Here is a 26,265-nt window from a genome sequence, read left to right as displayed (position 1 = left end):
TGATTAAATTTAAAGCAACAAATCCCCCGCGCGCACAAAAAAGCCGAAGCTGTTAAACACAGATTCGGCTTTTAAAATTATAATTTACGCGTTACTTTTCAGCACGACCCATAAATTTGTGTTCAACAGTATTAATACGGATACGGTCACCTGTTGAAATATGCTCTGGCACAGAAATATTTAAGCCAGTAGACATACGTGCAGGTTTTGAACGAGCACTCGCAGATGCACCTTTGATAGATGGGTCTGTTTCTTCAACAACAAGTTCAACACTTGACGGTAAATCAAGCCCTACTGGCGCGCCATCAATAACAATTACGTGTACGCCTTGTGTTTCTTCATTAACAAATAAAATTTCTTCGCTAATAGCATCTTTGCTTAAGTTATAAGGCGTGTAATCTTCATTATCCATGAACACATACTCGTCACCATCAATGTACGATAGCATTACTTCACGGCGTGTTAAATCAGCCAGCGTTAGCATGTCACTGTCTTTGAATGTTTCGTCAACTTTACCACCGGTTACCACATCGTATAAACGCATACGGTATAAACTACCACCAGCACGACCTTGCGGCACAGAGCGCACAATATCTTTTACAACTAAAACGCGGCCATTGAAGTCAATAGCAGTACCTTTTTTAACATCACTCGCCTTTGGCATGTGTGAATTCCTATTATTTTTTTGATTGCCAGAAACATACCACGAACTGGATTTTGTTCAACTAAAATTACGTTGGTTTTACGCTACATGTTGTATTAGCTTGTAAAATTTTAATTTATACTAAAATACATATAATCAAATGTGAAAAAAACTGCTATGGTAGCTTTACCGAGTATGACTTCAAGGAATGGATCATGGACCAGAAAAAAGTACATGAGTATTTAGTTAAAAAACCACTTGTTCAGGTTACAAAACCATTTGCGCAAGAGGTTGATGTATATAAAGTGAATCATAAAATGTTTGCGACTCTTGCTATTGGCAATGACGGTCAAACTAATGATGATGGTGAGGTTATTTGGTGGCTTAACTTAAAGTGCGATCCTGATGAAGCAATATCATTGCGTGATATTTTCCCGGCAGTGATCCCTGGTTACCATATGAATAAACGCTTATGGAACACAGTAATTTTAGACGGCACAATTCCACAAGGTGAAATTGAGAGAATGATTGATAACTCATTTAATTTAGTCGTAGAAAACATGCCAGAAAAAGACCGAAAAGCTATTTCACTTCACTTGTAAACACTTTTTGGGCTAGGCTACTAGCCCATTAAAACCCTACACCTTAAGCGTATAAATTAAATCGTCATATAACTTTTCGCCTATTGTATGCACTTTAAAAAGTGTATCGGTATGGGTTAAACCGCACTTACCAAGCACCTTTTCAGAACCAATATTGCCACGCGTTACGACTGCTTTAAACTGCCTAATACCACATTCTTTCCAAGCCCAGTCAATCACAGCTCTTAGGGATTCTGTCGCGTAGCCTTTATTAAAATACTCTGGCAATAATAAATAACCAAGCTCTGCGGTTTCTCCGTCATAGGCAAAACCTGTAACACCCACAGGTTGTTTTGTTTGATTATTAATAATGAGTAAACACAGGGGATGACGTGATTTAGCATTCCACTTAGGCAAGCGTATCTCAAAGCGGTTTCTTACCAGTGACTCCATTGGCATATCAAAACAATACTTGAGGACTTGAGGATCGCGATGAAGCGCAAGAAAAAGAGGCCAATCAGATTCTTCCATTTGGTATATGCTCAATCTTTGTGTAAATAATGTCATTAAGCTCCTCATTTATTTATAAAAACTATAAAAAAACCGCATTTAAATGCGGTTTTTTTAGATAGCAGAAACTTTATTCTTTCGTTTCAATCTCTTTGGTAACTTCAGGCTCAGTTACACTTTGCTCTTGTGACTCAGTGCTTTGTACTTCAGGAGCTACAACCTCAACATGTGTTGCGTTATAAAAAGTAGCACCAGAGCTTGCCATTGTTACCAGTGATTCACATGGTGCAAAGTTAGCATCGCTGTTAGCTAATGTAGACATATCAGAGCTTATTTTACTTGCGCCTAATTTATCCATATAGCTAAACGGGCCACCTAAAAATGGTGGAAAACCAATACCAAATATTGCACCGATATCGCCATCACGTGGGCTGGCAATAATGCCATCATCTAAACAGCGTACTGCTTCGTTAAGCATTTGCGATACACAACGCTTAGCAATTTCGCTCTTGTTTAAACGTGGAGCCGGGGTAACACCCAATAGTTCGTAAACTGACTCATCAACCTTTTTGCCTTTTTTATCGTATTCATAAAAACCACGACCAGACTTACGGCCAAGGCGTTTTGAATCAATCATACGCATAAATGCATCAGGGCCTTTAAAACGCTCGCCTAATTCTTTTTCAAGAATTGGGGCAATTTTAGAGCCAATATCAATACCTACTTCATCAAGTAGAGCCAGCGGGCCTACCGGAAAACCGAACTCAACAAGCGCTGCATCAATCTTTTCAATTGGCTCGCCTGCTAACATTAAGTTAGCAGCTTCGTTTAAGTAAGGCGCTAAAATACGGTTGACGTAAAAACCGGCCATGTCTTTTACAACAATTGGCGTTTTACCTTGCTTACGTGCAAAGTTAACAACGCGGGCAATGGTCTCTTGAGACGTACCTTCGTGTGGAATAATTTCCACTAATGGCATTTTTTCCACTGGTGAAAAGTAATGCAAGCCAATTACATTTTCAGGACGTGCTGCCTGCGCTGCAATTTGCGATATTGGTAATGATGACGTGTTACTTGCAAAAATTGTATTTGCTTGGCATTGCTGCTCTACGTCTGCAACCATACCTTGCTTAAGTGCAAGGTCTTCAAACACCGCTTCTATTACTAAATCAATGTGTTTAAAGCCACTGTAGTCAGTTGTACCTGTAATACGGTTCATCGTTAACTGCACATCAGCTTTAGACATAATACGACGCTTAAGACGCTTATCTAAAATTTTATAGGTGTAGCTCATTGCATTACTAATGCCCTGCTCTGCTACATCTTTAATACGTACCGGTACTTTAGCTTTAACAGCACTTACGTGCGCAATGCCTGCGCCCATTAGTCCACCACCTAAAACAGCAGTTTTGCTTATTGCGGGTGCGTCATCATTGCGCCACTCTTTTTTCATTTCAGTCGTTGCAAAGAAAATACCGCGAAGCGCTTTCGATTCGTCACTCATTACAAGTGTTGCAAAGCTTTCAGCTTCTGTTTTATACGCTTTTAGCTCATCAAGCTCTACACTAGCTCGCACTGCTTTAATAATAGCTAGTGGTGCTGGGTAGTGCCCGCCCGTTTTTTTAAGTACGTTTTCTTTTGCTTTTTTAAAGATAAAGTTACGACCAAACGGGTTTGACTCTAGTAATTTACTAATATTGTCGAGCTTTGGCTCTTTTGCTTGTGGCTTTTTCTTCGCGGCAAATTCTTTTGCAACTTTTAGCAGCACACTGTGCGGTACACAATCATCAAGCACGCCTGCTTTTTTAGCTTGCGTAGGGCGAATTTGTTTACCTGTTAGCATCCACTCAAGTGCTTTTTGAATACCAACAATTTTGGTTAAGCGCTGGGTGCCGCCGCCACCTGGAAGTAAACCAAGTTGTACTTCTGGTAAGCCAATTTTTGTTAAATCACTGTCGGTACCAACACGGTAATCACATGCTAAAGCAAACTCTAAACCACCACCTAATGCAGCGCCATGAATCGCACTTACTGTTGTGTATGGCAGTTTTGTCATATCAAAAAACGCTTGATGACATAGCTCGCTAATAGCTAAAGCATCTTCACGCTTTTGAACGCTATCGAGCATTTTCACATCGGCGCCAGCAATAAAGTTATCGCTTTTTCCGCTTATAAATACCATGCCTTTTACATTTTGCGACTTAGCGTCTTCTAGTAATGCTTTTAAATCATCGGCAAAACTGCTGCGCAGGGTATTCATTTTCTCACCCGGCACATCAATCGTTACCACGGCGATTTTATTTTCATCTACCGCTAAATTAAATACTGAATCAGTCATTACGCGCTCTCCAATACAAAGGCTGCACCTAAACCACCAGCAGCACACGCTGTTGTTAATGCTAAACCGCCACCACGACGTTTAAGCTCGTGTAAGCTTTGCGTAATTAAGCGTGCACCTGTCGCTGCAAATGGGTGACCATATGCTAAAGAGCCGCCGTTAACGTTAAACTTATCCATGTTAATTTCGCCAATTGCTTTGCTGCGACCTAAATGCTCTTGTGCAAATTTGTCTGAGGCAAACATTTTCATATTGGCAAGTGTTTGCGATGCAAACGCTTCGTGCATTTCAATTAAATCTAAATCAGCAAGGGTAATACCCGCTCTATCTAGTGCAATAGGCGTTGAATGAGCTGGGCCCATTAACATGTCTTTTTCTACGCCAATTGCCGAAAATGCAAAGCTACGTACGTAACCTAGTATTTCGTAGCCAAGTGCTTTTGCTTTGCTTTCGCTCATCATAAGTACGGCCGCTGCACCATCTGTTAACGGTGTTGCATTTGCTGCGGTAACTGTACCGTGCTGGCGGTCAAACACCGGTTTAAGCTTAGCGTAGCCTTCAACCGTTGAGTTTTTACGAATGTTGTTATCTTCTGAAATAAAGCTTTTATATGGCGGTAAATGCGCCGTCATTACTTCATCTTTTAACTTTCCATCAGCCCATGCTTGCGTTGCAAGTGAGTGAGAACGATGTGCTAATGCATCTTGATCTTCACGGCTAATGTTATGTGTTTTAGCCATTTGCTCAGCAGTTTGCCCCATTGAAAGGCCTGTTGAGTACTCTGCAACTGCAGGTGGCACTGGTAATAAATCTTTTAAACGCAGTTTTGAAAATATTTTTAAGCGTTGACCAAGCGTACGCGCTTTATTTAAATCAACTAAGCTGCCTGCTAGCTTTTTACTTACACCAATTGGCAATACTGATGACGAATCTGCGCCGCCCGCAATACCTACACTTACAGAGCCTGCCATAATAGACTCAGCTACATTGGCAATTGCCTGAAAGCTGGTAGCACATGCGCGCGATACAGAATATGCATCAACCGATACTGGCATACCTGTGCCCAATACAATTTCACGTGCAATATTTGGCGCTTCTGGCATTTGTACTACTTGACCAAATACAAGTTGATCAATTTCTGACTTATTGAAATTTAATCGTTCAAGCATTTCGTTAACCACCAACTTACCCATATCAAGTGCAGGTACATGGTGAAACGCTGTTGCTTGCTTTGCAAAAGGTGTACGTAAGCCGCTAACTATGGCAATACGGTCGCCCTTTGGTGTTTTTAGTATGTTTTGCTCAGACATTTATGCTCTCCCGCTGACAGGTCTGACCTGTTTGTTTTCCTCGATTCTAAACAACCCGTGTGCTAAAGCCAATAGAAAAACACAAATTTATATAAACAGTGTTTAATTACGACTATCACAATAGGCTTTTTTAGACGCATTTACAAAGTTTTGTGGTACGCTAAAAATCGTTAAAAAATAACGAACTATTTTAAAAAATACAGTCTAACTCTTGAGTTACCCAATTATAAACCTTATAAATAGGTCTGTATTTATCACCTAACACTATTAGGTACAAACCCAGCTGACGAGGACAGTCCACTTATTATGGCAGCTAACGCATTTTCACAATTAAAAACGTACTTAGATACACAAATCATTGGCCAGCCAGAGCTTACACAAGCGCTACTTATTGCAATTTTAGCTGATGGTCATTTATTAGTAGAAGGGCCTCCGGGGCTTGCAAAAACACGTGCAGTTAATGCACTTGCAAAAGGTATTGAAGGCTCGTTTCAGCGCGTACAGTTTACGCCAGACTTATTACCGGCTGATGTAACAGGTACCGATATTTACCGCCAACAAACTAGCGAGTTTGTATTTGAAAAAGGCCCTCTTTTTCACAACCTTATTTTAGCCGATGAAATTAACCGCGCACCAGCCAAAGTACAATCAGCATTGTTAGAAGCCATGGCAGAGCGCCAAGTTACCGTAGGTAAAAACACCTATCCGCTTAGCGAGCTGTTTTTAGTTATGGCTACACAAAACCCGCTAGAGCAAGAAGGGACTTACCCGTTACCAGAAGCCCAGCTGGATCGTTTTTTACTGCACCTAAGTATTGGTTACCCTGGCGCAGAGCATGAGCTTGATATACTACGTTTAACACGCGGCGAAGCACTTAACGAACAACAGCCGGTATTACAAAAGATTAGTCAAAGCGATTTATTTGCTGCCCGAAAAGAAATACTAGGGCTTTATTTAGCAGAGCCGCTTGAGCAATACCTAGTACAACTTATTATTGCCACCCGTGAAGGCGCTAAATTAGATGCACAACTAGGTAGTTGGATTGAATTTGGTGCAAGCCCGCGTGCAACAATAGCACTTGATAAATGTGCTCGTGCTCATGCATGGCTTCAAGGCCGTGACTTTGTAGCACCTGATGACATTCAAGCTGTTGTGCATAACGTCCTGCGTCATCGCATTATTTTAAGTTACGAAGCCCAAGCCGATGGCATTACTAAAGATCAAGTAATAAGCCGTATAGTTGAACTTGTAGCCGTACCATAAGTTATGCAAAAACAATTAGATCCCCAAGCATGGCTTAAAGAGAGCCATAGCAACGGTGTTAATTTAGCACTTAAAGAGCTGATGTATTACAAAGCCAAAGCGCAATTGCTTGAGCTTGCCCCTAAGGTAAAAATAAAAAATACCTTAACAGGGCAATACCTTGCACCGCACAAAGGCCGAGGAATGGAATTTGCCGAAGTGCGACATTATCAGCAAGGTGACGACATTCGCTCTATTGATTGGCGAGTCACTGCGCGTACCGGCGAAACTCACACAAAGCTCTTTCAAGAAGAGAAAGAACGCCCTGTGTTTGTGTTTACTGATTTTTCAAACTCGATGCTGTTTGGCTCAAAGTTACTGTTAAAGTCGGTTCAAGCGGCGCATATAAGCGCCCTTGTTGCATGGTCGGCGTGTCAGCGCGGCGACAGAATTGGCGGCATTGTGTTTAATCAGCACTCTCATTTGGAGCTAAAACCCAGTGCTCGCGAAAAAGCAGTCCTTAAGCTTTGTCATAATTTATGCGACAACCACCTGCAAGCACTCAACAACATTGATAAAGCAGCCACTAACAACTTTAGTGATAACCTAAAGCGCCTTAATCATTTAGCAAAACCTGGCAGCTTAGTGTATTTAGTGTCTGATTTTAACGCTCTGGATGATGCCAGCTTTAAGCAACTCGAAATATTAAGCCGCCACTGCGAGCTTATTGGTTGCCATATAAGCGATCCGTTTGAGCATCAGTTACCTGCGTTTAAGCAAGCCGTTACCGTTAATGCAAATGGCCAAGACTTTGCCCTACCATTAATGGATAACAGCTTTAGAGAACGCTTTGCTAAAAATGCAGAACACGCATTTAGCACGCGCTTTAATCGCCTAACTAAATCGGGTCTTAACTTAATATCATTCAATGCAGCAACACCGCTTGAGCTGCAATTAGTGAGAAAATAACCATGCAAACCAATCCACTCGATGGCCTGCACGACATAATAGCGCCAAGCCAAGTTAATTGGTGGCCACTTGCCCCTGCTTGGTGGGTTATTATTGCACTGCTGTTTTTAGCACTGTGCGCAGCTATTTATATATTTTATAAAAAACATAAATTTAAAAAGCCTAAACGCTACGCAATACAATTGAGCCAAAGTGAGCAAAACCCTCAGCAACTGCATATTATTTTAAAACGTTTAGTGATTGAATATTACGACAAGCGCCTTGCTGCGCAATCAACCTCTAAATGGTGTACAACACTTAATACGCTTACTGGCTTAAGCTTTACAGAACAAGAAATACTAAGCTTGTATAACCCCAGCCAAAAAGATACAACCCTGTGCGAAAAATTTCGCCAAGGTATTAAACAATTTAAAATAAAGGAGTCAGTAAATGTTTGAATTTAGCTGGCCATGGTTATTTTTATTACTACCCTTACCTTTATTACTTTTACTATTAAAACCTGCTGCAAGTAATGCCAGTACGCGTTTACGTATACCCAGTTTTGCAAAGCACAATTTAACCAGCCAAAGTATTGAACCACACGCACAACGTTTAAATCCTTTCGAATGGATAATTTGGTTATTACTTGTTACTGCCGCTGCCAATCCAACATGGCTAGATGAGCCAATCTCATTGCCAAATGAGGGTCGCGATATAATGCTAGCTGTTGACTTATCAGGCTCAATGACCGAACAAGACATGGCTTACAACGGCCAATATGTTGACCGCCTTACCATGGTAAAAGCCGTACTCAGTGATTTTATAGAGCAGCGTCAAGGCGACAGGCTTGGGCTGATATTATTTGGCGACACCGCGTTTTTACAAACCCCGCTAACGCGCGACGTTAAAACAGTAAGTAAAATGCTCAGCGAAGCCCAAATTGGTCTAGTGGGACGCGCCACAGCTATTGGTGATGCATTGGGTCTTTCGGTAAAACGCTTTGCCAATAAAGATGAAAGTAACCGTATTGTGGTGCTATTAACCGACGGACAAAATACCGCTGGTAATTTAAACCCAGAAGATGCACTACTGCTAGCTCGCGAAGAAGGTATTAAAGTGTACACCATTGGTGTTGGCTCAGATAACCCACGTGGTTTTAGCCTCTTTAATATGGGCGGCTCTAGCGGCAGTAATTTAGATGAAAGCTTACTTAAAAAGATTGCCGAGCAAACTGGCGGATTATACTTTAGAGCCAAAGATGTAGCAGGCCTTCAACAAATTTACGCAGAGCTTGATAAGCTTGAACCTATTAGCGCTGATGAACAAACATTTCGCCCACAAAGCTCATTATTTTACTACCCATTACTTATCGCTATTTTACTTATTAGCTTAAAAGTAATGCTTAGTACACTGCGTGCATTAAAGGAGCCAAACTAATGGATTTTGAATTTATTCGCCCTGCTCTTTTATGGTTACTCATACCTGCTGTGGCATTATTTTTTATTGCCTTAATTAAGCATAAAAAAGCGACCAGTGAGCAGCTAATTGCACCACATTTAGCACAATTTATAATGAGCGAATCAAACACTAAAGCCAGCCAACCTCTTTGGCTTATTGCTTTGTTTTGCAGCCTTGGCATTTTATTTAGTGCAGGACCTAGTTTTGAGAAAAAACAAGTGCCCGTATTTCAAAGTAAAAGTGCCCGCGTAATTGTTATGGATATGTCGTACTCAATGTACAGCACCGATATTTTACCAAATCGTTTAATGCAATCACGCTTTAAAGCGCTTGATATGATTGAGCTGTTTAAAGAAGGCGATACCGCGCTTGTAGCCTACGCAGGCACGGCCTACATAATATCGCCGCTAACAAACGACGCCACAACACTTAGTAATTTAATTCCAAGCTTGAGCCCTGAAATAATGCCAGACAAAGGCTCAAACGTTTTAGCCGGTCTTGATATGGCCAAAGAGCTATTAACGCAAGCGGGTTATATTGATGGCGACATTATTTTAGTAACCGATGGTATTGACCAACAAGAACAAAGCGACGTGAGTAGCTTTACCAGTAACACCCAATATAGATTAAATATATATGGTGTAGGTACCGCTCAAGGCGCACCGATAAAATTACCTGAAGGTGGTTTTTTGAAAGACAGATACGGCCAAATTGTAGTCCCTACACTTAATGCAGCTCAGCTTAAAAATTTAGCATCAAGCAGTGGCGGTAAATTTGCGAGCTATCAGCCTAGTAATAACGACATAAATACATTTGCTCCAAGCGCGCAAAGCGAATTGTTAAAAGACGAAAAACAAAGCCATGCACTTTGGCGAATAGATGCCGGTATATACGGACTGTTACTGCTATTGCCATTTGGCTTGTATTTATTTAGACGCGCTGCCTTATTAGGTGCTTTTTTAGTATTTAGCTTTTTACCCCAGCAAAATGTGTATGCCGTAGAGCTCCCTACTCTTTTGCAAAATGCAGATCAACGTGCATTAGAGGCTTACAATAATAAAGAGTACGATGCAGCAACACAGGCTCAATCAAGTGAACTAAAAGGCGCTGCGCTTTACCAGCAAGGTAATTTTGATGCTGCACTTAATGAGTTTAGTAATGATAAGTCGGCTAGCGGTTTGTACAACTACGGTAATGCCCTTGCCAAAGCTGGCAAGCTTGAGGACGCAATTGAAGCCTACAAACAAGCCCAAACCTTACAAGACGACTTTACACAAGCAGCTGACAACCAAACTTTAGTTGAACAATTACTAAATCAACAAGAGCAACAAAACCAGCAAGATCAGCAAAGCGACGGCGACGACTCTCAAGACCAAGATAATAGCCAGAAAAAAGATGAGCAAAACCAAGGGCAAAATTCTGATGAGTCAAAACAGGATCAGCAACAAAATGGTGATAAAAGCGATTCTGAAAAAGGCGAAAACGAAAGTCAAAGCCCCAGCGATGAAAAATCTGATAAAGAATCAGATAAAGAGTCTGAACAATCAAAAGATCAACAAGGTGAGCCTGGAGAGCAATCAGACAAGCAAAATGAACCTGATATGCAAGCCCAGCCACAAAGTGAGCAAGGACAAAATAAAGACGCTGACCAACCTAAAGACGAGCAGCAACAAAGTAAGCCACAAGCAATGAGCGAGCAACCTGCTAGTGATGAGCAAAAGCAAAATGCTCAACAGCAGGCAATGCAAGCCCAAGCTAGCGAATTGACTAACGAAGAGAAAGAAAAAGCGCAACAGCTTAATCAACTACTTAGAAAAGTCCCGGACGATCCGGCTATTTTATTACGGAATAAAATGCAATTAGAAGCCCAAAAAAGACAATATAAACGTCGCCCTACAGGAGTCGAAAAATCATGGTAATGCGATTATTTTGCTGTTTATTGCTATTAAGTGCGATGCCTTCATGGGCTGCCACCAAGTTAGAAGCCAGCGTAGATAAAAACCCTGTTTTAGCAGGTGAATTTTTTATGCTTAATATATCCGTAGACGATACAGTTAAAGGCGAGCAACCTGACACCTCTGCACTGTTAAAAGACTTTGTAGTAGGCCCGACTAGCTTAAGCTCTCGTACCAACATTATTAATGGCAGCATTAATAAGCAAACTACGTGGTCGGTTAAATTAATGACCCGTGCTGAGGGCGAATACACGATTCCGGCATTTAGCGTTGCAGGGTTAACCTCACAGCCTATTAAATTAAAAGTAGCAAAACGCTCTGTTGATGCAGATAAAAATAACGAAATATTTTTAAAAACGTCACTATCGAGTAATTCATTGTTTGTGCAAGAAGCCGGCGTTTATACTATTAAGCTTTATCTTGCAAAAGAACTGCTTGATGGCAGTTTAAGCACACCAAGTATGGAAGACGCTCAGCTTACGCAATTGGGTAAGCAAGCAGAAGGCTATGAGCTAGTTGATGGTAAACGCTATCTTGTTATTACTCGCGAATATTTAATTCAGCCACAAAAAAGTGGTGCTTACACTATTGCAGGCCCCGCTTTTCAAGGACGAGTACAACAAAATTATCGTCAGTTAGAAGTATCGGCCCTTGGGGACGATCAGCAAGTAGAAATTAAACCAATTCCGAGTGACTACAAGGGCGCATGGTTACCAAGCGAGCTAGTTAGTCTTGATGAAGAATGGCAACCTAACGACAACACCGTAGAAGTAGGTACGCCTATAACACGTACTATTACACTTACCGCGCTTGGTGTTACAAAAGAGCAACTGCCTGAAATTACAATGCCTACTATTGATGGCATACGCAGCTACCCTGATAAAAAAGAAAATAACAATGCAGTACGTGACGGACGTGTTGTATCGCAGCAAACTGCATCGTATGCATTATTACCGCAAAAACCAGGTACTTACACTTTACCTGAAATACAGCTGCCTTGGTTTAATACTAAAATGAACCGTATTAGCGTAGCTACATTACCAAAGCGCACTATAACGGTAACGCCAAGTAGTACTGCACCTAATACCGCTGTGGCAAACCCACAATCAAACCCAAACAATTTACCTGCTATTGAAAATGTTTCGAATGAAGCGACAGGCACACAACGTATTGAAACTAAAAGTGATACTCCTCTTTGGTTAATAGTTGTTGCCGCTTTAGGGTATATTTTATGGATTGGTACTGTAATTTTTTATCTAGTTACCCGTTCTTCTAAAAATACGACTGAAAAAGTACAGATTAATAGTGGGCGTATTGTTCAGCCAAACTTAAATGAGCTTAAAGCTTTAGCTAAAACACAGGATGTGAAAGCTTTTTACAATGCACTAAATAGCTTTGCTATAAAAGTTACCCACAAAAATGTGGGCGCTATTGATGAGCTTTGTAGCCGCATAAATAGTAGTGAGCTAAATGGTTTTATTAACCAATTACAGGCGCAACTTTATAGCAATAAAGACGCAAACACGGATCTTAATGCTATTATTAAAATTATTGAGAATTATCAAACTCAAGCATTAAAATCGCAACAAGCTGTATTAAAAGATCTTTATGATTAATAACGACTATAAACAGGTCTTTTTTGCAAAAAATAATAATTTTTAATTAAAAAAGTGCTTATGCTTGGAAAGAAAAAATCAAACAATCAGGTCTTAATCGATATGGCAGAGAAACAAAAGCGTTATGAAGCCTTGGTCCACGTTTACAATAAAGAGCTTTATCGCTTTGCTTATTGGTTATGCCGTGATCCGCACATAGCAGATGATTTAGTACAAGAAACGTTTTTACGCGCTTGGCGTTCACTCGACTCTTTACTTGATCAAAAAGCAGCTAAACCCTGGCTGCTAACTATATTACGAAGAGAAAACGCACGCAGATTTGAGCGTAAACAGTTTGATTACAGTGATGTAGAAAACGATACGCTTGTTGATGAAACCAGCCATTCATTAGATGATGAAATGGAGCAAACGGTTATTCAACGCCAGATTGCACTGCTATCTGATGAATACCGAGAACCATTATTACTGCAAGTTGTAATGGGCTGCTCTGGTGAAGAGATTGCAGGCATACTTAATTTAAATAAAAACACGGTAATGACTCGTTTATACCGTGCCCGAAATCAACTTAAAGAGGCTTTAAGCCGTGATGATGAACAACTTAAAGGGGCATCAAAATAATGGATGAACTTGAGTTTCGTCGCCGCACTATTGCGCAGCCAAACGACATTGACAAGGAGCTCATGGAGTTTGCTAACAGTAACCCAGAGCGACAAAGTTTTATTAACGATATGAAAGATTTTGATAAGTATATTCAAGATGCTTTAGACATACCTGTGCCAGAAAATCTTGCAGACCGTATTCTTTTAAACACATCATTAAAAGAAAAAGCACTACAAGAAGAGCAAGCAACGGGAAAAAACGTGGTTGATGCCCGATCGCGTTTTAAGTTTGATCGAGTACATTTAGCGCTTGCCGCATCATTTTTTGTAGCAATGGGTGCATTCTTTTTTAGTACAGAGCAAAATATTGCGCACGAAGCAGGTGAACATGCACTAGCCCATGTGTACTACGAAATTAATGCGCTTGATAAAAAAGAGCCTATTAGCCTACAAAGCGTTAACGACAAGCTTGCAGTTCTAGGAGGTCATCTTGATGAACTTCCAGGTGCCGTAACGTACGCTATGTTTTGTGATTTTGAAGGCGAAAAAGGTCTGCACTTAATATTTGAGTCTGACTTTGGCCCAATGACTGTATTTATAGTGCCTTCTGAAAATAAATCATTTGGTTTTGGCGATGATAATTTCAAAGACGAGCGCTTTGAAGGTCATATTAATCGTGGTCCACAAGCAGATACTATTTTAGTGGCAAGTGTTGGCGCACCTCTAAATACTTATAACGAACGCGTTACAGGCGCTATTCGTTGGTTATAATTTTTACGTAATTAAAAAACCGCTTAATATTTATTAAGCGGTTTTTTTGTGTCTATTAAATAGATTAAATTACACTCAAACCATCTGATTTTAAAAGTAATTATTTATATTTCCCCTTAAAGTAAATTATAATCGCGGCTCGATTAAAATTAAGGGTTTTCATGAGGAACATCATCGTTATTTTTTCACTATTAGCATTGTTATGTACTGCTAGTTTTGATGCACATGCACGTAAAAAGTTTGGTAGCAGCAAACGCGGAAAAACGCCTGCAACACAACAAACCACACAAAATAAACAATCAGATGTACCTGCATCAACAGCACCTAAAGCTAAATCAAATAAAAAAGGGATTATGGCTGGCGTGTTGGGTGGTCTTTTAGCGGGTGGCTTAATTGCAGCAATGTTAGGCGACGATTTTGAAGGTTTTCAGCTATTGGAAATGATTTTATTAGCTGGCGGACTCTTTATTTTATTTAAGCTAGTAACAGGCTTTTTACGTGTTAATCGTGCTCCACAACTTGCAAATGCCAGTGTTGGTACAAATGCTCAGCAAAATGCTTTTAAACAAGCACCAATCGAGCAGCCAATGAGTACAGGCTTTGCAAGCAATGCACCACAAGGTGAAAGTGTACCTTTTAACTTACCGCCTAACTTTGACGTTAATGGTTTTTTACAAGGTGCCCGTAGTCATTACCATACGCTGCAAACTGCATGGAATAATGCTGATTACACCACAATGGCTGAATACTTGAGCTCTGAACTTGTTGCCGAATTTAAAACAGAGCGTGAAGCGATACAAAACGTAGACACTGAAGTAATGTTTATTGATGCCGAACTTGTGCGTGCAGATACAAACGCGCAATCGTGGCAGGTTAGTGTTCGCTTTAAAGGTAAGTATCGTGATTTAGGCGATAAAAAAGAAGAACCTATTTTAGAAATTTGGCACTTAGAGCGTCTAATTTCAGATGATGCCCCATGGCTAATAGTGGGTGTTGAAGATTTAATTGATACTCAATAGCTTTTATTGTTTAAAACACCGCGCTTTTTAGCGCGGTATTTTTTTTATTTAAAAAACGATTGATTTACCGCGCCCTGATGCTTCAGAAGCGGCATCTAATTGACCCTCTTTATTAATAATAACGTGTAAGTCACCAAAGTGATTTTCATCGATGGTGTAACCCATTTTTGTAAGTTCTGCTTTTACGCTATCAGTTAAACCTTTATGGGATCTAATTATATTTTTAGGCCATAGTTGGTGATGAAAACGGGGGCTATTTACAACCTGCTCTGCACTCATATCAAACTCTACCGCATTTAAAATAGATTCGTACACAGAGCTAATAATAGTTGTACCACCAGGCGAGCCTGTCACCATTTTAACAGTGTTGTCTTTAAGTAGTATTGTAGGCGTCATAGAACTCAACATACGCTTGTGTGGCTGTATTTCATTAGCTTTACCACCTATTGCACCAAATACATTCATAACGCCTGGTTTGGCGCTAAAGTCGTCCATTTCATCATTTAAAATAAATCCCGCACCTTCAACAACAACACCACTACCAAACCCTAGGTTTATTGTGGTGGTATTTGCTACAGCGTTACCCATTTTATCAACAATTGAAAAGTGCGTAGTTTGCTCACTTTCTTTAAGGCCCGGTTTAATATTTTCGGTAGTAGAGATAGCGGTTAGCGAAATGCCATTACTGCGCTCTTTGAGGTAGTTAATATTAGTTAACGCGTTTACTGGCACATCAAAAAAATCAGGATCGCCTAAATACTCTGCTCTATCTGCAAATACGCGTTTACCTATTTCAGAGAGTAAATGAACATATTGCATGGAGTTATGAACTAAGCCTGCATCAGGCTTTTGTAGCTCATACATTTTAAGCCACTGTAAAATAGCAATACCACCTGAACTCGGCGGTGGTGAAGTAAGCACTTCATAACCATTCCAACTTGCTTTAATGGGCGTGCGCGATTTAGCGGTATAATTTTTTAAATCATCTTGATTAATAATACCGCCGTGCTGGTGCATAAACTTAGCAATAATATTTGCGGTTTCGCCTTTATAAAATCCATCTTGACCGTTATCACGAATACGCTTTAGGGTTGCTGCCAACTCTGGTTGTTTAAATACTTTATTGGCTTTTACATCAGCAAAATATTTTTCAAAGTTTACATTTATTTTTTGATCTTTTAGATGCGCTATATAGTGGCTAACACCCTGTGCCAACTTAGACGGAACAACAAAGCCTTGCTCCGCTAAAGTTACGGCAGGCTGTACGAGTGCTTCCCACTTTAAACTGCCATGCTTTTGATGAGCAAGCCACATACCCGCTACACTGCCCGGTACACCGCTTGCATGAATGCCATATATTGATTTGTTAGGGACAACATTGCCTTGCTCATCTAAATACATATCGCGATGAGCGGCTGTTGGGGCTGTTTCGCGATAATCTATAAAATCGCCTTTGCCATCTTTTTGAATAAGCATAAATCCCCCGCCGCCAATATTTCCGGCTTCAGGAAGCGTTACCGCAAGTACAAATTGTGCAGTAATAGCCGCATCAACAGCATTACCACCTTGCTGTAATATACTTTTAGCAGCATCGGCACTGAACGAGTCAGGCATAGCTACTGCGCTTTGCGTTAAAGGCTGCGCCAAAACACTAAATACACTGAACTGTAAAACCAGTACACTTTTGACGATTAATTTACGTGGTGAAAAAAACAATCCCATACAACATCCTTAATTTATTATTTTTAGTTACTCATTCATATTAATGCACGTCACTTAAGAGTAGGTCAATCTTTATACTGTTGATATTTAATCATCTTTAAACGTTTTTTGAATAAAGTACTGCCGGTAAGTCGCCTTGCTCATCTGTATGCGTATAATTTTTTATAAATTGCAGGCCTAGTTTTTTCATTATTTTTATAGAAGCCGTATTACCTTTTAATGCCGTTGCACTTATCGCCTTAACGTCATCTTGCTTAATAAGTTCATCACACAATGCTAAAGCCGCCTCGGTTGCATAACCATGCCCCCAACTCGCTTGCTTAAAGCGCCAACCTATTTCAATATCGCTGTAATTTGGTGCATCATTAAAAAAATCCATTGGTCTTATTAATACCCAACCAATAAATGTATTGGTGTGCTTTATAGTAAGACTCCAGAGCCCCCAGCCTTTTAGCTCATTTCGATACGCGAGCATACGAGGCACTCCCTCATTTTTTATTTGATCTAAAGTGGTAGGTACACCTCGCGTTAAAAATTGCATTACGGCAGGGTCTTGATCAAGTTCAAACAATTGAGGCCAATCGTGCTCATTCATTAATTTAAAGTTTAATCGTTTTGTTACGGGAGCGTTCATTTTCATTATTGTATAGTCTGCCTCGAATTAATTATCAGTCTCTAAAGGAGATAGCACATGAATAAATTAGCAGGTTTAGCTTTATTAGGCACTTTAATTACATTAACTGGTTGTGAAGATGCCAACGAAGTAAAAGAAGATGCAAAAGATAAAAGCGCACAAATGCAAGAAAAGCTTGGTGATGCATGGAACGACGTTAAAGAGACAACAAACGATCTTAAAAATGACGAGTCTTTAAACGAGCTATTAGAGCAAAGTAAAACAATGGGCTTAGACATGTACGACGACGGCAAAGAGATTGCTGTTGATGCATGGATTAAAAGCAAAGAAACTGCTGGTGAGTTAACTGAAAAAACTAAGCAGAAAGCGCAAGAAATTGCTGACGAAATTGAGCAAGCGCGTAAAGAACATAACGAAGGTTAATTTAACTTTCGATAATAAAAAAGGAAAGCCTCGGCTTTCCTTTTTTGTTTTAAGCTATTTAGCCCAAATATGTGTTTACATATTTAAAGCTTATAAACTTAAATTAACCTTTGTATTTACTCATAACTAAAGTCGCGTTTGTGCCACCAAAGCCAAAGCTATTAGACATTACAGTATTTAACTCAACGTCACGACGTTCAGTAATAATATCTAAACCTGCCGCTTGCTCATCTAGCTCATCAATATTAATTGAAGGCGCTACAAAGCTATGCTCTAGCATTAATAAAGAGAAAATAGCTTCGTGAACACCTGCAGCACCTAATGCATGACCTGTCATTGCTTTAGTTGCGCTGATCATTGGTGATTTACCACCAAACACTTCTTGAATTGCACCTAACTCTTTAACGTCGCCTACCGGTGTAGATGTACCATGTGTGTTTAAGTAATCAATACTGTCTACATCTTGCATAGCTTGGCGCATACAACGTGCAGCACCTTCGCCAGATGGAGCAACCATGTCGTAGCCATCTGATGTTGCACCGTAGCCAACAATTTCGCCATAGATATGTGCGCCACGAGCAAGTGCGTGTTCAAGTTCTTCAACTACAACAATACCGCCACCGCCAGATATAACAAAACCATCGCGGTTTGCATCGTATGTACGAGATGCTTTTTCTGGTGTTTCGTTGTACTTGGTAGAAAGTGCGCCCATAGCGTCAAATTCCATTGCCAATGTCCAGTGTAGTTCTTCACCGCCACCAGCAAAAACAACATCTTGCTTACCTAATTGAATTTGTTCAACTGCATTACCAATACAATGCGCAGATGTTGCACATGCAGAGCTAATTGAGTAGTTAACACCTTTAATTTTAAAGGGTGTTGCTAAACAAGCAGATGTAGTGCTCGCCATAGTACGTGGAACCATATAAGGCCCTACGCGTTTTACGCCTTTTTCACGTAAAATATCAGCTGCTTCTACTTGCCACTTAGACGAACCACCGCCAGAGCCAACAATAATACCCGTGCGCTCATTTGATACTTGGTCGTCAGTCAAACCTGAGTCTTCAATTGCTTGAGTCATCGAAATATAAGAGTAAGCAGCAGCATCACCCATAAAGCGCATTGCTTTGCGGTCAACATGTGCTTTAACGTCAATATCAATTTTACCCGATACGTTACTACGTAACTTATAATCGGCAAATTCTTGGTTAAAAGCGATACCGCTTTTGCCCGTTTTTAACGATTCTAATACTTCTTCTTTGTTGTTACCGATACTTGATACAACACCGATACCTGTAATTACAGCTCTTCTCATGGGTAATTCCCTTAGCTTAATACTTAATTGCATTCTATTTTACGCGAATTTAATCACCTAAGTGGTCAGCTTTCTAGCGTACACTTGTACTCTGAACTGCTAGCATATAAATAACGCCAGACTATTTCAAAGAAAACCCGTAAAATAATTAAAAAATATATCCATAAATTTAAAAAATCATGATTAAAAACGCACATAGTCACTTTAATAATTTAGGTAAACCTTTGACTAATGACTCCGGTGATATTTATTTTTCTAATGTCGATGGCTTAGCTCAATCGCATTATGTGTTCTATGAGCAAAATAATATAGATGCACGATTACAAAATCATGACCAAGCACATTTTGTTATTGCCGAGACCGGCTTTGGCACAGGTTTAAACTTTTTAAATACATGGCAACGCTTTACTGACCACCTTAAGCGGATGCAAGTTCAAAATGAATGTGAAAAAAGTGTAAAACGCTTACACTTTATTTCGTTTGAAAAACACCCTTTAACCGTGAACGACTTAAAACAAGCATTAACCGCTTGGCCTACTTTAAGTCATTTAAGCGAGCAATTAGCAGCAAACTACCCTATTAACTTAGAGGGGTGCCACCGGCTCGAATTTAATAATGGCACTGTTGTTCTCGATTTATATTTTGGGGATGCTTTAGAATCCATACAGGCAATGAGCTACCCGCAAACAGGAATTGTTGATGCCTGGTATTTAAATGGGCTTGAGCCAAGTAAAAATCCTGATATGTGGCAGCAAAGTTTATTTAACTCCATGGCTGATATAACAAGAGCTAATGCAACCTTATCGACTTTTACTGCCGCTGACTTTGTTCAACGAGGATTAATAGAAGCTGGCTTTAGTGCTGAAAAAGCCAAAAATTTTAATCAAAAAGAAAATATGCTTATTGGCCAACTTAAACAGACTAATAACGCTCAATCAACCCCCGCTTATTTCAATCAAGATAGCAGCGCATTAAAAAACGTAGCTGTAATAGGTGGCGGTATTGCCAGTAGCTGTATTTTATATAGCTTGGCAAAACGTGGCATAACAAGCCAATTATTCTGCCAAGATGAAAAGCCCGCTATGGGTGCATCGCATAATGTGCAAGGCGCTATTTACCCTCACCTACAAGCTAAAAACTCGCCGCACAGCGAATTGTTTGCACATAGTTTTTTATACGCCAAACGCCTATATAACAATTTACTTAGCAGCGGTTTTAATTTTGATTACGATTGGTGCGGCGTATTACAACACGCAGTAAAAAAACCTCTCGCTGATAAGCACGAAAACTTAGCACAAAAGCAACTGTGGCCAACCCAGCTAATGCGTAACGTAACCGCAGAGCAAGGCGATGAAATAGCCGGCGTAACGACAGGTTATTCAGGCGTGTTTTTTGAACAAGGCGGCTGGGTTAACCCGCCACAATTAGTAAACGCTATGCTAAGCGCTGCAAATAGCATAAGCCCATTTAAAAGCCTATTTAACTGCAATATAAAGCAGCTTAAAAAAACTGATAGCGGTTGGTTTTTATTAACGAATAATGAGCTGTTAGGCCCTTTTAGCGATGTAATTATTTGTGCAGGCGAGCACAGCGATGCATTTGAGCAAACAAAAGCGCTGCCAATAGTAGGCGTTCGCGGTCAGGTTTCACATATTGAGGCAAGTGAGCAATCACGCAAACTTAAAACAGTGCTATGCCATAAAGGGTATTTTACACCGGCTTATTTAGATCATCACTGTATGGGTGCCACATTTGAAAAAAACACTAAAAGCCGCCAGGTTACAGCGCTCGACAACCAATTAAACCAAGAGCAACTACTTAGCTTTTATCAGCAAAGTGAATTTGCCTCCACTCTTGGCAATATAACCTCGGCAAAAGCGGCTGTTCGCTGCACATTTATAGATCACCTACCAATGGCAGGGCAATGGTGCGAGCAAAGTGATTACACTATGGCTTTTGCTAATCTACGTTTAGGTAAACGCTATCGGTACGAGCAACTTAATAAACCACAACAAGGCCTGCATATCTTTACCGGTTTTGGTGCTCGCGCGTTGTGTAGCGCACCGCTAAGTGCAGACCACCTCGTAAGTTGTTTAAATAACGAACCCCGCCCATTAAGCGAACGTGTAAGCCAAGCGATTCATCCTGCACGATTTATAGTGCGAGACTTAATTCGTAATAAAATTTAAATGACATTGGTGCTTATTCAGGTAAAATAAGTACCAATAAAAGGAATTTATTACTCAAAGGACTCTAATGAAAACTTTAGCATGTTTAATCATATTGCTATGCACTCTATCGTTTAACGTACTCAGCCAAAACGTCACTGAAATCCCACTTCCTGAAGAGTTTGTTACAACGATGGACGTAGCAAGCGAATACCCAATGGTACGTACTGGTTATTTAACCGATTCAATTTCTGATATCACTCGCTTTTATCAGCAAAAATTAGGTGAACCTTTAAAAACAAATGGCAATAGTACATATCGCACTTTGTTTTATAATTACCAAGAACGTAAAGTCCGTATTAGTCTATACCGCCGTAGTTATGTGACCGAAGTGAGTATAATGGTTGAATAAAAAGGTTTAAAAAAATACACCAAAAGCAGCTGATTTTAATACTCAGTTAAGCATCGCACTTTAATTAAAGTATTTTTTGAAATTAGCTCATTTAAACTCTTTTTTACCCTTTAAAAATAATCCCCTACCCCAAGGTCTGTTTGTAAGCACATTACTTTTACTATTTATTGGAAGGAGTTAATTATGAGTAAGACCCTAATTATTGGCGCAAGCGGACAAATAGGTAAAATGACAACTGAGCTACTTTTAGAAAATGAGCAAAATGTTGTGGCATTAGTGCGCGACAAAAATAAGTTAAGCGATTTAAACAGCTCTTTTTTAACTATTGTTGAGCAAGATCTTGAAGGCGATTTTGGCGATGCAATGAAAGGCTGTGACCAAGTAATTTTTGCTGCTGGTTCTGGTGGAAGTACAGGCGATGATAAAACTGTACTCATTGATTTATGGGCTGCAACAAAAGCAGCTACATTTGCAAAAGAGCACGGCGTTAATCACTTTATTATGGTCAGTTCAATTGGTGCAGACGATCCAGATTCGATTCAAGGTGATTTAAAACCTTACTTAGTAGCAAAACACATGGCCGACGAGCACTTAATAAATAGTGGCTTAAATTACACTATTGTTCGCCCAGGTACATTGACTGACGAAAGCGCATCAATGCAAGTAACAACGCAGCGACCAAGTGACCGCTCAAAAGCTAAAATTAGCCGCGAAAACGTAGCCAATGCTTTATTACATATTGCGACTAACTCATTTATTAGCAATCGAATTTTTGAGTTATTTGATGGCGACAAGCCAATTAAAGCCGCTGTTAAATAAGCTTTAATACCAATTTAATTAAACATATGAACAATTATTACAAAGAATATGTAATTCATCGATAAGGCAAAAAATTACAGTATAGTCGCTCTATATCAGTAACTTTTTGGCGCAATGAATTATTTAATCCGCTTAAATAATTTATGTTTAATAAAATTAAATTTACTCCACTAAGCAAATTAGTGGAGTAATATTTTTATACCTTGCCAACCAAGTTGTAGCGTTAATAACGTTAAAACTATCCTAAAAATATGCTTAAATTTATCCCCAGACATCCTTTTAAGTAATTTAATTCCGAACCAAGTTCCTACTGCGCCACTTATTACCATGGCAATTACAAGCGGTATCCATTGCCAAAAACTAAAGCCAACAGCGCCATAAATTATCGCTTTTAATAAATGCTGCACACTCATAATGCTCGAAAACGTTGCCGTAAATTTTAACTTTTCATAGTTATTTATATATAAACAGCTACCAACTAATGGGCCACTTGCCCCCACAAACATAGAAATAAAAGTAGTAATGCAACCCGCGACCATACGCCACACCTTAGAGGTTAATTTTATAGGTGGCGTTTTACCCCACAGTAAATAAATAACAAAAATAGCGACCACGAACTTCATTGCATCAAGCGATATATCATTAATTACAAAACTAGATAACCCCGCCCCTACTAAGCCGCCTAACGCAAAATATACAAACATGCTTTTATCAATATGCTTAAAGCTGAGTAAAAACCTATTTGCATTAGAGCCAAGCTGTACTAAACCATGCACAGGCACAACAACTGCCATTGGCATAAACGACGCCATAACAACAAGCAGCATTAATCCGCCACCAGCACCAAATGCAGCAGATATAAAAGAAGTAAAGCCAGCGGTGATCATTAACAATAAAAACAAAAATAAAGACATGCTGTCAGGAAATAAAAAATCCATAAAACTCCACTGCCTATTTAAGTACTTTCAAGTCGCAGTATTTAATAGTAAAAAAGGTACTAAACACATTTATAGCAACTTTATCAGCCTCTATCTCGTGCTATGTACTATGTTGCGTTGTTTTTGCACTTTGTTTGCACATTTAACAAATATTATACATTCAACTTCATTACCGGATATTTTTGATGAGAAGAATTAACACACCAATTTTGACACCGCTTGCAGTGTGTATACTTGCACTGGGTTTAGCTGCCTGTAACGGTAGCGATGCTGAAAGTACCGTCGTAACTGAAACAACCACCGATGAGGGAACTACAACAGATACTTCAACCGATTTTGTTGTAGAAGTCGACCCTTTTAACTTTGAAAGCGATGCGCTCATTTCATCAATTACCACTCAAACATGTACGCTAAGTAATGGCGATGAAGCCTCATGCTACAAAATTGATATTGCCGGTGCGCCTTCAAATTACGAGATTGGTGTATTTTGCCCTCAAAATATCACCTCAACAGCTGACGAAGCCGGTATTTGGTTTGACGGCACCGGTGAGGTTTACGATATAACCGGAGACTTTATTTTAAATCTACCTACATTATATAACGATAGTCATTGGCAGCTATACGACGAAGGTACAGGCCTTGTAAATGTAACCGACACACAAGAATCGTGTGATGGCGCTGCACGTCCAAACGTAGAAGAACAATACCAAAACCACTGCGTAGAATGCTCTATTGATTATGTTGATGGCGGTATATCAGAATCATTTTTAATTCCAATAACGCCTGTTGCAACCACTCAAAATAGCAGTATTGGTAACGCCAATGTAGGTGTTGCTCTCAATGGTGTTGTACTTGCTGCACCCGCGCCTGTTGAGGCTATTTTAGGCGCATACACTATTGCAGCCTTTGATGATTGCGCTGGCCATATTAACTTAGTAGCAGGTTATCACTACCACGGTGAAGCAGGTTGTAGCCAAACACAAATTCAATCAGACGGTCATGCCGCCATGATGGGTTATGCACTCGATGGATTTGGTATATTTGGCATGCTTAACGAAGATGGATTAGAACCCACTGATTTAGACGAATGTAGAGGCCACACCGACGATACACGCGGATACCACTACCATGCAGCCGATGTATCTGAAAACATGTTTATTGGTTGTTTTAAAGGTGCTACCGCAAGATAACTCGCATTCTGGCCAAACAATTAACTGAGATACTAATGAAAATATTTAACGTGATAAAAGCACTAACCACTGGCTTTTTAATTGCTGCCTCATGCTCAGCGCTAAGTCATGCAGGCCACGGCTCAAATGCGCCTTGGGAAGCATGTGAAGCAAAAGCCATTAATGAAGATTGCAGCTACACAAGCCATGATAGAAAAGCGACAGGCACATGCCAAGCAATGAACAAAGTACTTATGTGCGTTCGAAATAAACCACTTGAAACATTAATAGACAAAGCAACCCAACCAGCAAGTGATCAAAAGCAATCTGTAAAATCACTCGCTAAACGATAAAGTAACAGCTACACGCCAAAGCCTTAACGCTGTTTGTTAAGGCTTTTTTAATCGCAAATCATTAGAAAGCATACCCTTTATCTGTTAAGTTAGCTTTGTGTATCAAATAATAAAAATAAAATTCCAAAAATGGAATTACACAAGCAAGGTACTAACGTGAGCGCTACATTTAAAATTGTTTTTAATGGTCAGTTATATCAAAATACTGACCTTACCTCTGCCCAAGAACAACTCAGCCAACTTCTTAATATTCCTCATAATATTGTTGTTCAGTTATTTGATGGAAAAGCTTACGCTTTAAAAAAAGACTTATCGAGTATTGATGCTGTTAAAACAGAATCCTCACTTAAAAAGCTAGGTTTGATTACTAAAGTAGAACCTCAACTCATTACTGTAATCTCTCAATCTCAAAATAATCAAATAGCACTCACTGAGCACAGTAAAAATACAGATAAACACATTAGTGAAAGTACTAACGACAAAAGTATCTCAATACAAAATGAACGCCTAGATACAGACGAAGCCCCAAATACAGCTGCAGCTATTAAGCAAAGTTATAATAAATATAAACTACTGCGTAACACTTTAAAAAGCGCATTGTACTTTTGCTATTGCGCACTTTGTATTATTACCTTAGTAGGCGTAGTGATCAGTGTTAATGCACTTAAAAACAACTTTGGCACTCTAAATAACACAACTACAAATAACACAACTACAAACAACTTAAGTTACCAAAACTATAAACAATATTTGATTGATCAAAATAGCCTAAATCAACCAACACAAAAAGTAACAAACGAGCGAACAGCTAACCCTACACAGCAAAAAAGTAATGAATACTTTAGTCGCTTTTCATCGCTAATAAATAGCTACGCGCAAAGTACAGGACAAGCTGATATAAAAACGATGGGGGGTGACAAATTACAACAGCACCTACAAGAAATAGACGACCTAGGCCCTAAAAATGAATTTTGGCAGCAACTGATACAACTTTCAAAAAGCTTAGATAACGATAAGCACGCAATAGGGATGCTAAACAATACTGATCCCGCCAAAGTACAATGGATAAACGCGGTAGATTGGATCAGCCAAAGCTATATTAGGCAACATCAAAACTCGCAAACTACAAACAACTCTCCTGTCACCACCGATGAGCCAAGTAACCCCATACTTAACCTAACGTTGTTAATAAGTATGCTGTCGTTATTTAGCCTGTTTGTGATTGCAATAAAAATGAAGCTACGCGCTATAAGACATTCTTAAACTTTATTTTATAAATTCCATAAAAAAACCCGCAAATTTGGATTAACAAATTTGCGGGT

General features: G+C 39.6%; 25 protein-coding genes. 17 read left to right on the top strand and 8 right to left on the bottom strand.

From position 1 onward, the window contains the following. Positions 1-91: 91 nt before the first annotated feature. On the bottom strand, positions 92-664 hold the full coding sequence (gene efpL, locus I6F53_RS11750; RefSeq protein WP_007580599.1) for an elongation factor P-like protein EfpL: 573 nt from the start codon (positions 662-664) through the stop codon (positions 92-94). Between the two features lie 194 nt (positions 665-858). Here efpL and I6F53_RS11745 point away from each other — a divergent pair, with 194 nt between their 5' ends. Then, entirely contained in the window at positions 859-1,245 is a 387-nt protein-coding gene (locus I6F53_RS11745; protein WP_007580596.1) for an MmcQ/YjbR family DNA-binding protein, read from the top strand. A gap of 36 nt (positions 1,246-1,281) precedes the next feature. Here the strand turns inward: I6F53_RS11745 and I6F53_RS11740 are convergent, their stop codons facing one another. The 3 genes from I6F53_RS11740 to fadI form a co-directional block, all read right to left on the bottom strand. Further along, the gene (locus tag I6F53_RS11740) at positions 1,282-1,791 is read right to left on the bottom strand and encodes a GNAT family N-acetyltransferase (protein ID WP_007580595.1); all 510 of its coding nucleotides are present in this window, start codon (positions 1,789-1,791) and stop codon (positions 1,282-1,284) included. A 73-nt stretch (positions 1,792-1,864) separates the two neighbouring features. After that, positions 1,865-4,072 (bottom strand): fatty acid oxidation complex subunit alpha FadJ, encoded by a 2,208-nt coding sequence (gene fadJ, locus I6F53_RS11735; protein ID WP_165729177.1) that lies wholly within the window; start codon positions 4,070-4,072, stop codon positions 1,865-1,867. Beyond that, positions 4,072-5,382: an acetyl-CoA C-acyltransferase FadI gene (gene fadI / locus I6F53_RS11730; protein ID WP_004335629.1), complete on the bottom strand. Its 1,311-nt coding sequence runs from the start codon at positions 5,380-5,382 to the stop codon at positions 4,072-4,074. Before fadI ends, fadJ begins: the two co-directional genes overlap by 1 nt. Before the next feature lie 306 nt (positions 5,383-5,688). Here fadI and I6F53_RS11725 point away from each other — a divergent pair, with 306 nt between their 5' ends. The 9 genes from I6F53_RS11725 (at position 5,689) to I6F53_RS11685 (ending at position 14,990) form a co-directional block, all read left to right on the top strand. After that, positions 5,689-6,645, top strand: coding sequence for an AAA family ATPase (locus tag I6F53_RS11725; RefSeq protein ID WP_024598407.1), 957 nt, complete (start codon positions 5,689-5,691; stop codon positions 6,643-6,645). Between the two features lie 3 nt (positions 6,646-6,648). After that, entirely contained in the window at positions 6,649-7,593 is a 945-nt protein-coding gene (locus I6F53_RS11720) for a DUF58 domain-containing protein (RefSeq protein WP_197176721.1), read from the top strand. Positions 7,594-7,595: 2 nt separating this feature from the next. Next, positions 7,596-8,030 (top strand): DUF4381 domain-containing protein, encoded by a 435-nt coding sequence (locus I6F53_RS11715; protein WP_004335624.1) that lies wholly within the window; start codon positions 7,596-7,598, stop codon positions 8,028-8,030. Next, on the top strand, positions 8,023-9,009 hold the full coding sequence (locus I6F53_RS11710) for a vWA domain-containing protein (protein ID WP_166419194.1): 987 nt from the start codon (positions 8,023-8,025) through the stop codon (positions 9,007-9,009). Before I6F53_RS11715 ends, I6F53_RS11710 begins: the two co-directional genes overlap by 8 nt. After that, positions 9,009-10,949: a vWA domain-containing protein gene (locus I6F53_RS11705; protein WP_197176723.1), complete on the top strand. Its 1,941-nt coding sequence runs from the start codon at positions 9,009-9,011 to the stop codon at positions 10,947-10,949. Before I6F53_RS11710 ends, I6F53_RS11705 begins: the two co-directional genes overlap by 1 nt. Continuing rightward, on the top strand, positions 10,943-12,601 hold the full coding sequence (locus I6F53_RS11700) for a BatD family protein (protein WP_197176725.1): 1,659 nt from the start codon (positions 10,943-10,945) through the stop codon (positions 12,599-12,601). Before I6F53_RS11705 ends, I6F53_RS11700 begins: the two co-directional genes overlap by 7 nt. A 60-nt stretch (positions 12,602-12,661) precedes the next feature. Further along, entirely contained in the window at positions 12,662-13,219 is a 558-nt protein-coding gene (locus I6F53_RS11695; RefSeq protein ID WP_032827217.1) for a sigma-70 family RNA polymerase sigma factor, read from the top strand. Next, complete coding sequence (locus tag I6F53_RS11690; protein ID WP_197176727.1) at positions 13,219-13,971, top strand: DUF3379 family protein; 753 nt, start codon at positions 13,219-13,221, stop codon at positions 13,969-13,971. Before I6F53_RS11695 ends, I6F53_RS11690 begins: the two co-directional genes overlap by 1 nt. A 161-nt stretch (positions 13,972-14,132) precedes the next feature. Then, positions 14,133-14,990, top strand: coding sequence for a Tim44 domain-containing protein (locus I6F53_RS11685; protein WP_197239664.1), 858 nt, complete (start codon positions 14,133-14,135; stop codon positions 14,988-14,990). Positions 14,991-15,038: 48 nt separating this feature from the next. Here I6F53_RS11685 and ggt read toward each other — a convergent pair whose 3' ends face one another. Together ggt and I6F53_RS11675 are read right to left on the bottom strand one after the other, a co-directional pair. Then, positions 15,039-16,712, bottom strand: a complete 1,674-nt coding sequence (gene ggt, locus I6F53_RS11680) for a gamma-glutamyltransferase (RefSeq protein WP_197239663.1) — start codon at positions 16,710-16,712, stop codon at positions 15,039-15,041. Between the two features lie 97 nt (positions 16,713-16,809). Further along, positions 16,810-17,352 (bottom strand): GNAT family N-acetyltransferase, encoded by a 543-nt coding sequence (locus I6F53_RS11675; protein WP_197239661.1) that lies wholly within the window; start codon positions 17,350-17,352, stop codon positions 16,810-16,812. Between the two features lie 51 nt (positions 17,353-17,403). Between I6F53_RS11675 and I6F53_RS11670 the strand changes: the two genes are divergently transcribed. Next, on the top strand, positions 17,404-17,769 hold the full coding sequence (locus tag I6F53_RS11670; RefSeq protein ID WP_007582001.1) for a hypothetical protein: 366 nt from the start codon (positions 17,404-17,406) through the stop codon (positions 17,767-17,769). Positions 17,770-17,872: 103 nt separating this feature from the next. Here I6F53_RS11670 and fabB read toward each other — a convergent pair whose 3' ends face one another. Continuing rightward, positions 17,873-19,084 carry a beta-ketoacyl-ACP synthase I gene (gene fabB, locus I6F53_RS11665; protein ID WP_197239660.1) on the bottom strand — a complete coding sequence of 404 codons (1,212 nt, stop codon included), beginning with the start codon at positions 19,082-19,084 and terminating at the stop codon, positions 17,873-17,875. Between the two features lie 179 nt (positions 19,085-19,263). Here fabB and mnmC point away from each other — a divergent pair, with 179 nt between their 5' ends. The 3 genes from mnmC (at position 19,264) to I6F53_RS11650 (ending at position 22,483) form a co-directional block, all read left to right on the top strand. After that, the gene (mnmC, locus tag I6F53_RS11660) at positions 19,264-21,273 is read left to right on the top strand and encodes a bifunctional tRNA (5-methylaminomethyl-2-thiouridine)(34)-methyltransferase MnmD/FAD-dependent 5-carboxymethylaminomethyl-2-thiouridine(34) oxidoreductase MnmC (protein ID WP_166419202.1); all 2,010 of its coding nucleotides are present in this window, start codon (positions 19,264-19,266) and stop codon (positions 21,271-21,273) included. Positions 21,274-21,340: 67 nt separating this feature from the next. Continuing rightward, a complete protein-coding gene (locus I6F53_RS11655) occupies positions 21,341-21,664 on the top strand; it encodes a hypothetical protein (protein WP_197239658.1) in 324 nt (107 codons plus the stop codon). Between the two features lie 183 nt (positions 21,665-21,847). After that, positions 21,848-22,483, top strand: a complete 636-nt coding sequence (locus I6F53_RS11650; protein ID WP_166419204.1) for an NAD(P)-binding oxidoreductase — start codon at positions 21,848-21,850, stop codon at positions 22,481-22,483. Between the two features lie 179 nt (positions 22,484-22,662). Here the strand turns inward: I6F53_RS11650 and I6F53_RS11645 are convergent, their stop codons facing one another. Then, positions 22,663-23,421: a sulfite exporter TauE/SafE family protein gene (locus tag I6F53_RS11645; RefSeq protein ID WP_166419205.1), complete on the bottom strand. Its 759-nt coding sequence runs from the start codon at positions 23,419-23,421 to the stop codon at positions 22,663-22,665. Positions 23,422-23,606: 185 nt separating this feature from the next. Here I6F53_RS11645 and I6F53_RS11640 point away from each other — a divergent pair, with 185 nt between their 5' ends. The 3 genes from I6F53_RS11640 (at position 23,607) to I6F53_RS11630 (ending at position 26,206) form a co-directional block, all read left to right on the top strand. Continuing rightward, complete coding sequence (locus tag I6F53_RS11640; protein ID WP_166419206.1) at positions 23,607-24,611, top strand: YHYH protein; 1,005 nt, start codon at positions 23,607-23,609, stop codon at positions 24,609-24,611. A 35-nt stretch (positions 24,612-24,646) separates the two neighbouring features. Further along, positions 24,647-24,943: a hypothetical protein gene (locus I6F53_RS11635; protein WP_166419207.1), complete on the top strand. Its 297-nt coding sequence runs from the start codon at positions 24,647-24,649 to the stop codon at positions 24,941-24,943. A gap of 156 nt (positions 24,944-25,099) precedes the next feature. Next, on the top strand, positions 25,100-26,206 hold the full coding sequence (locus I6F53_RS11630; RefSeq protein WP_331458731.1) for a hypothetical protein: 1,107 nt from the start codon (positions 25,100-25,102) through the stop codon (positions 26,204-26,206). Positions 26,207-26,265: the final 59 nt, after the last annotated feature.

The organism is Pseudoalteromonas sp. SWN29, from assembly GCF_015864465.1.
In the GTDB taxonomy this organism is placed as follows: domain Bacteria; phylum Pseudomonadota; class Gammaproteobacteria; order Enterobacterales; family Alteromonadaceae; genus Pseudoalteromonas.
This window is presented reverse-complemented; position numbering and strand designations above follow the sequence as displayed.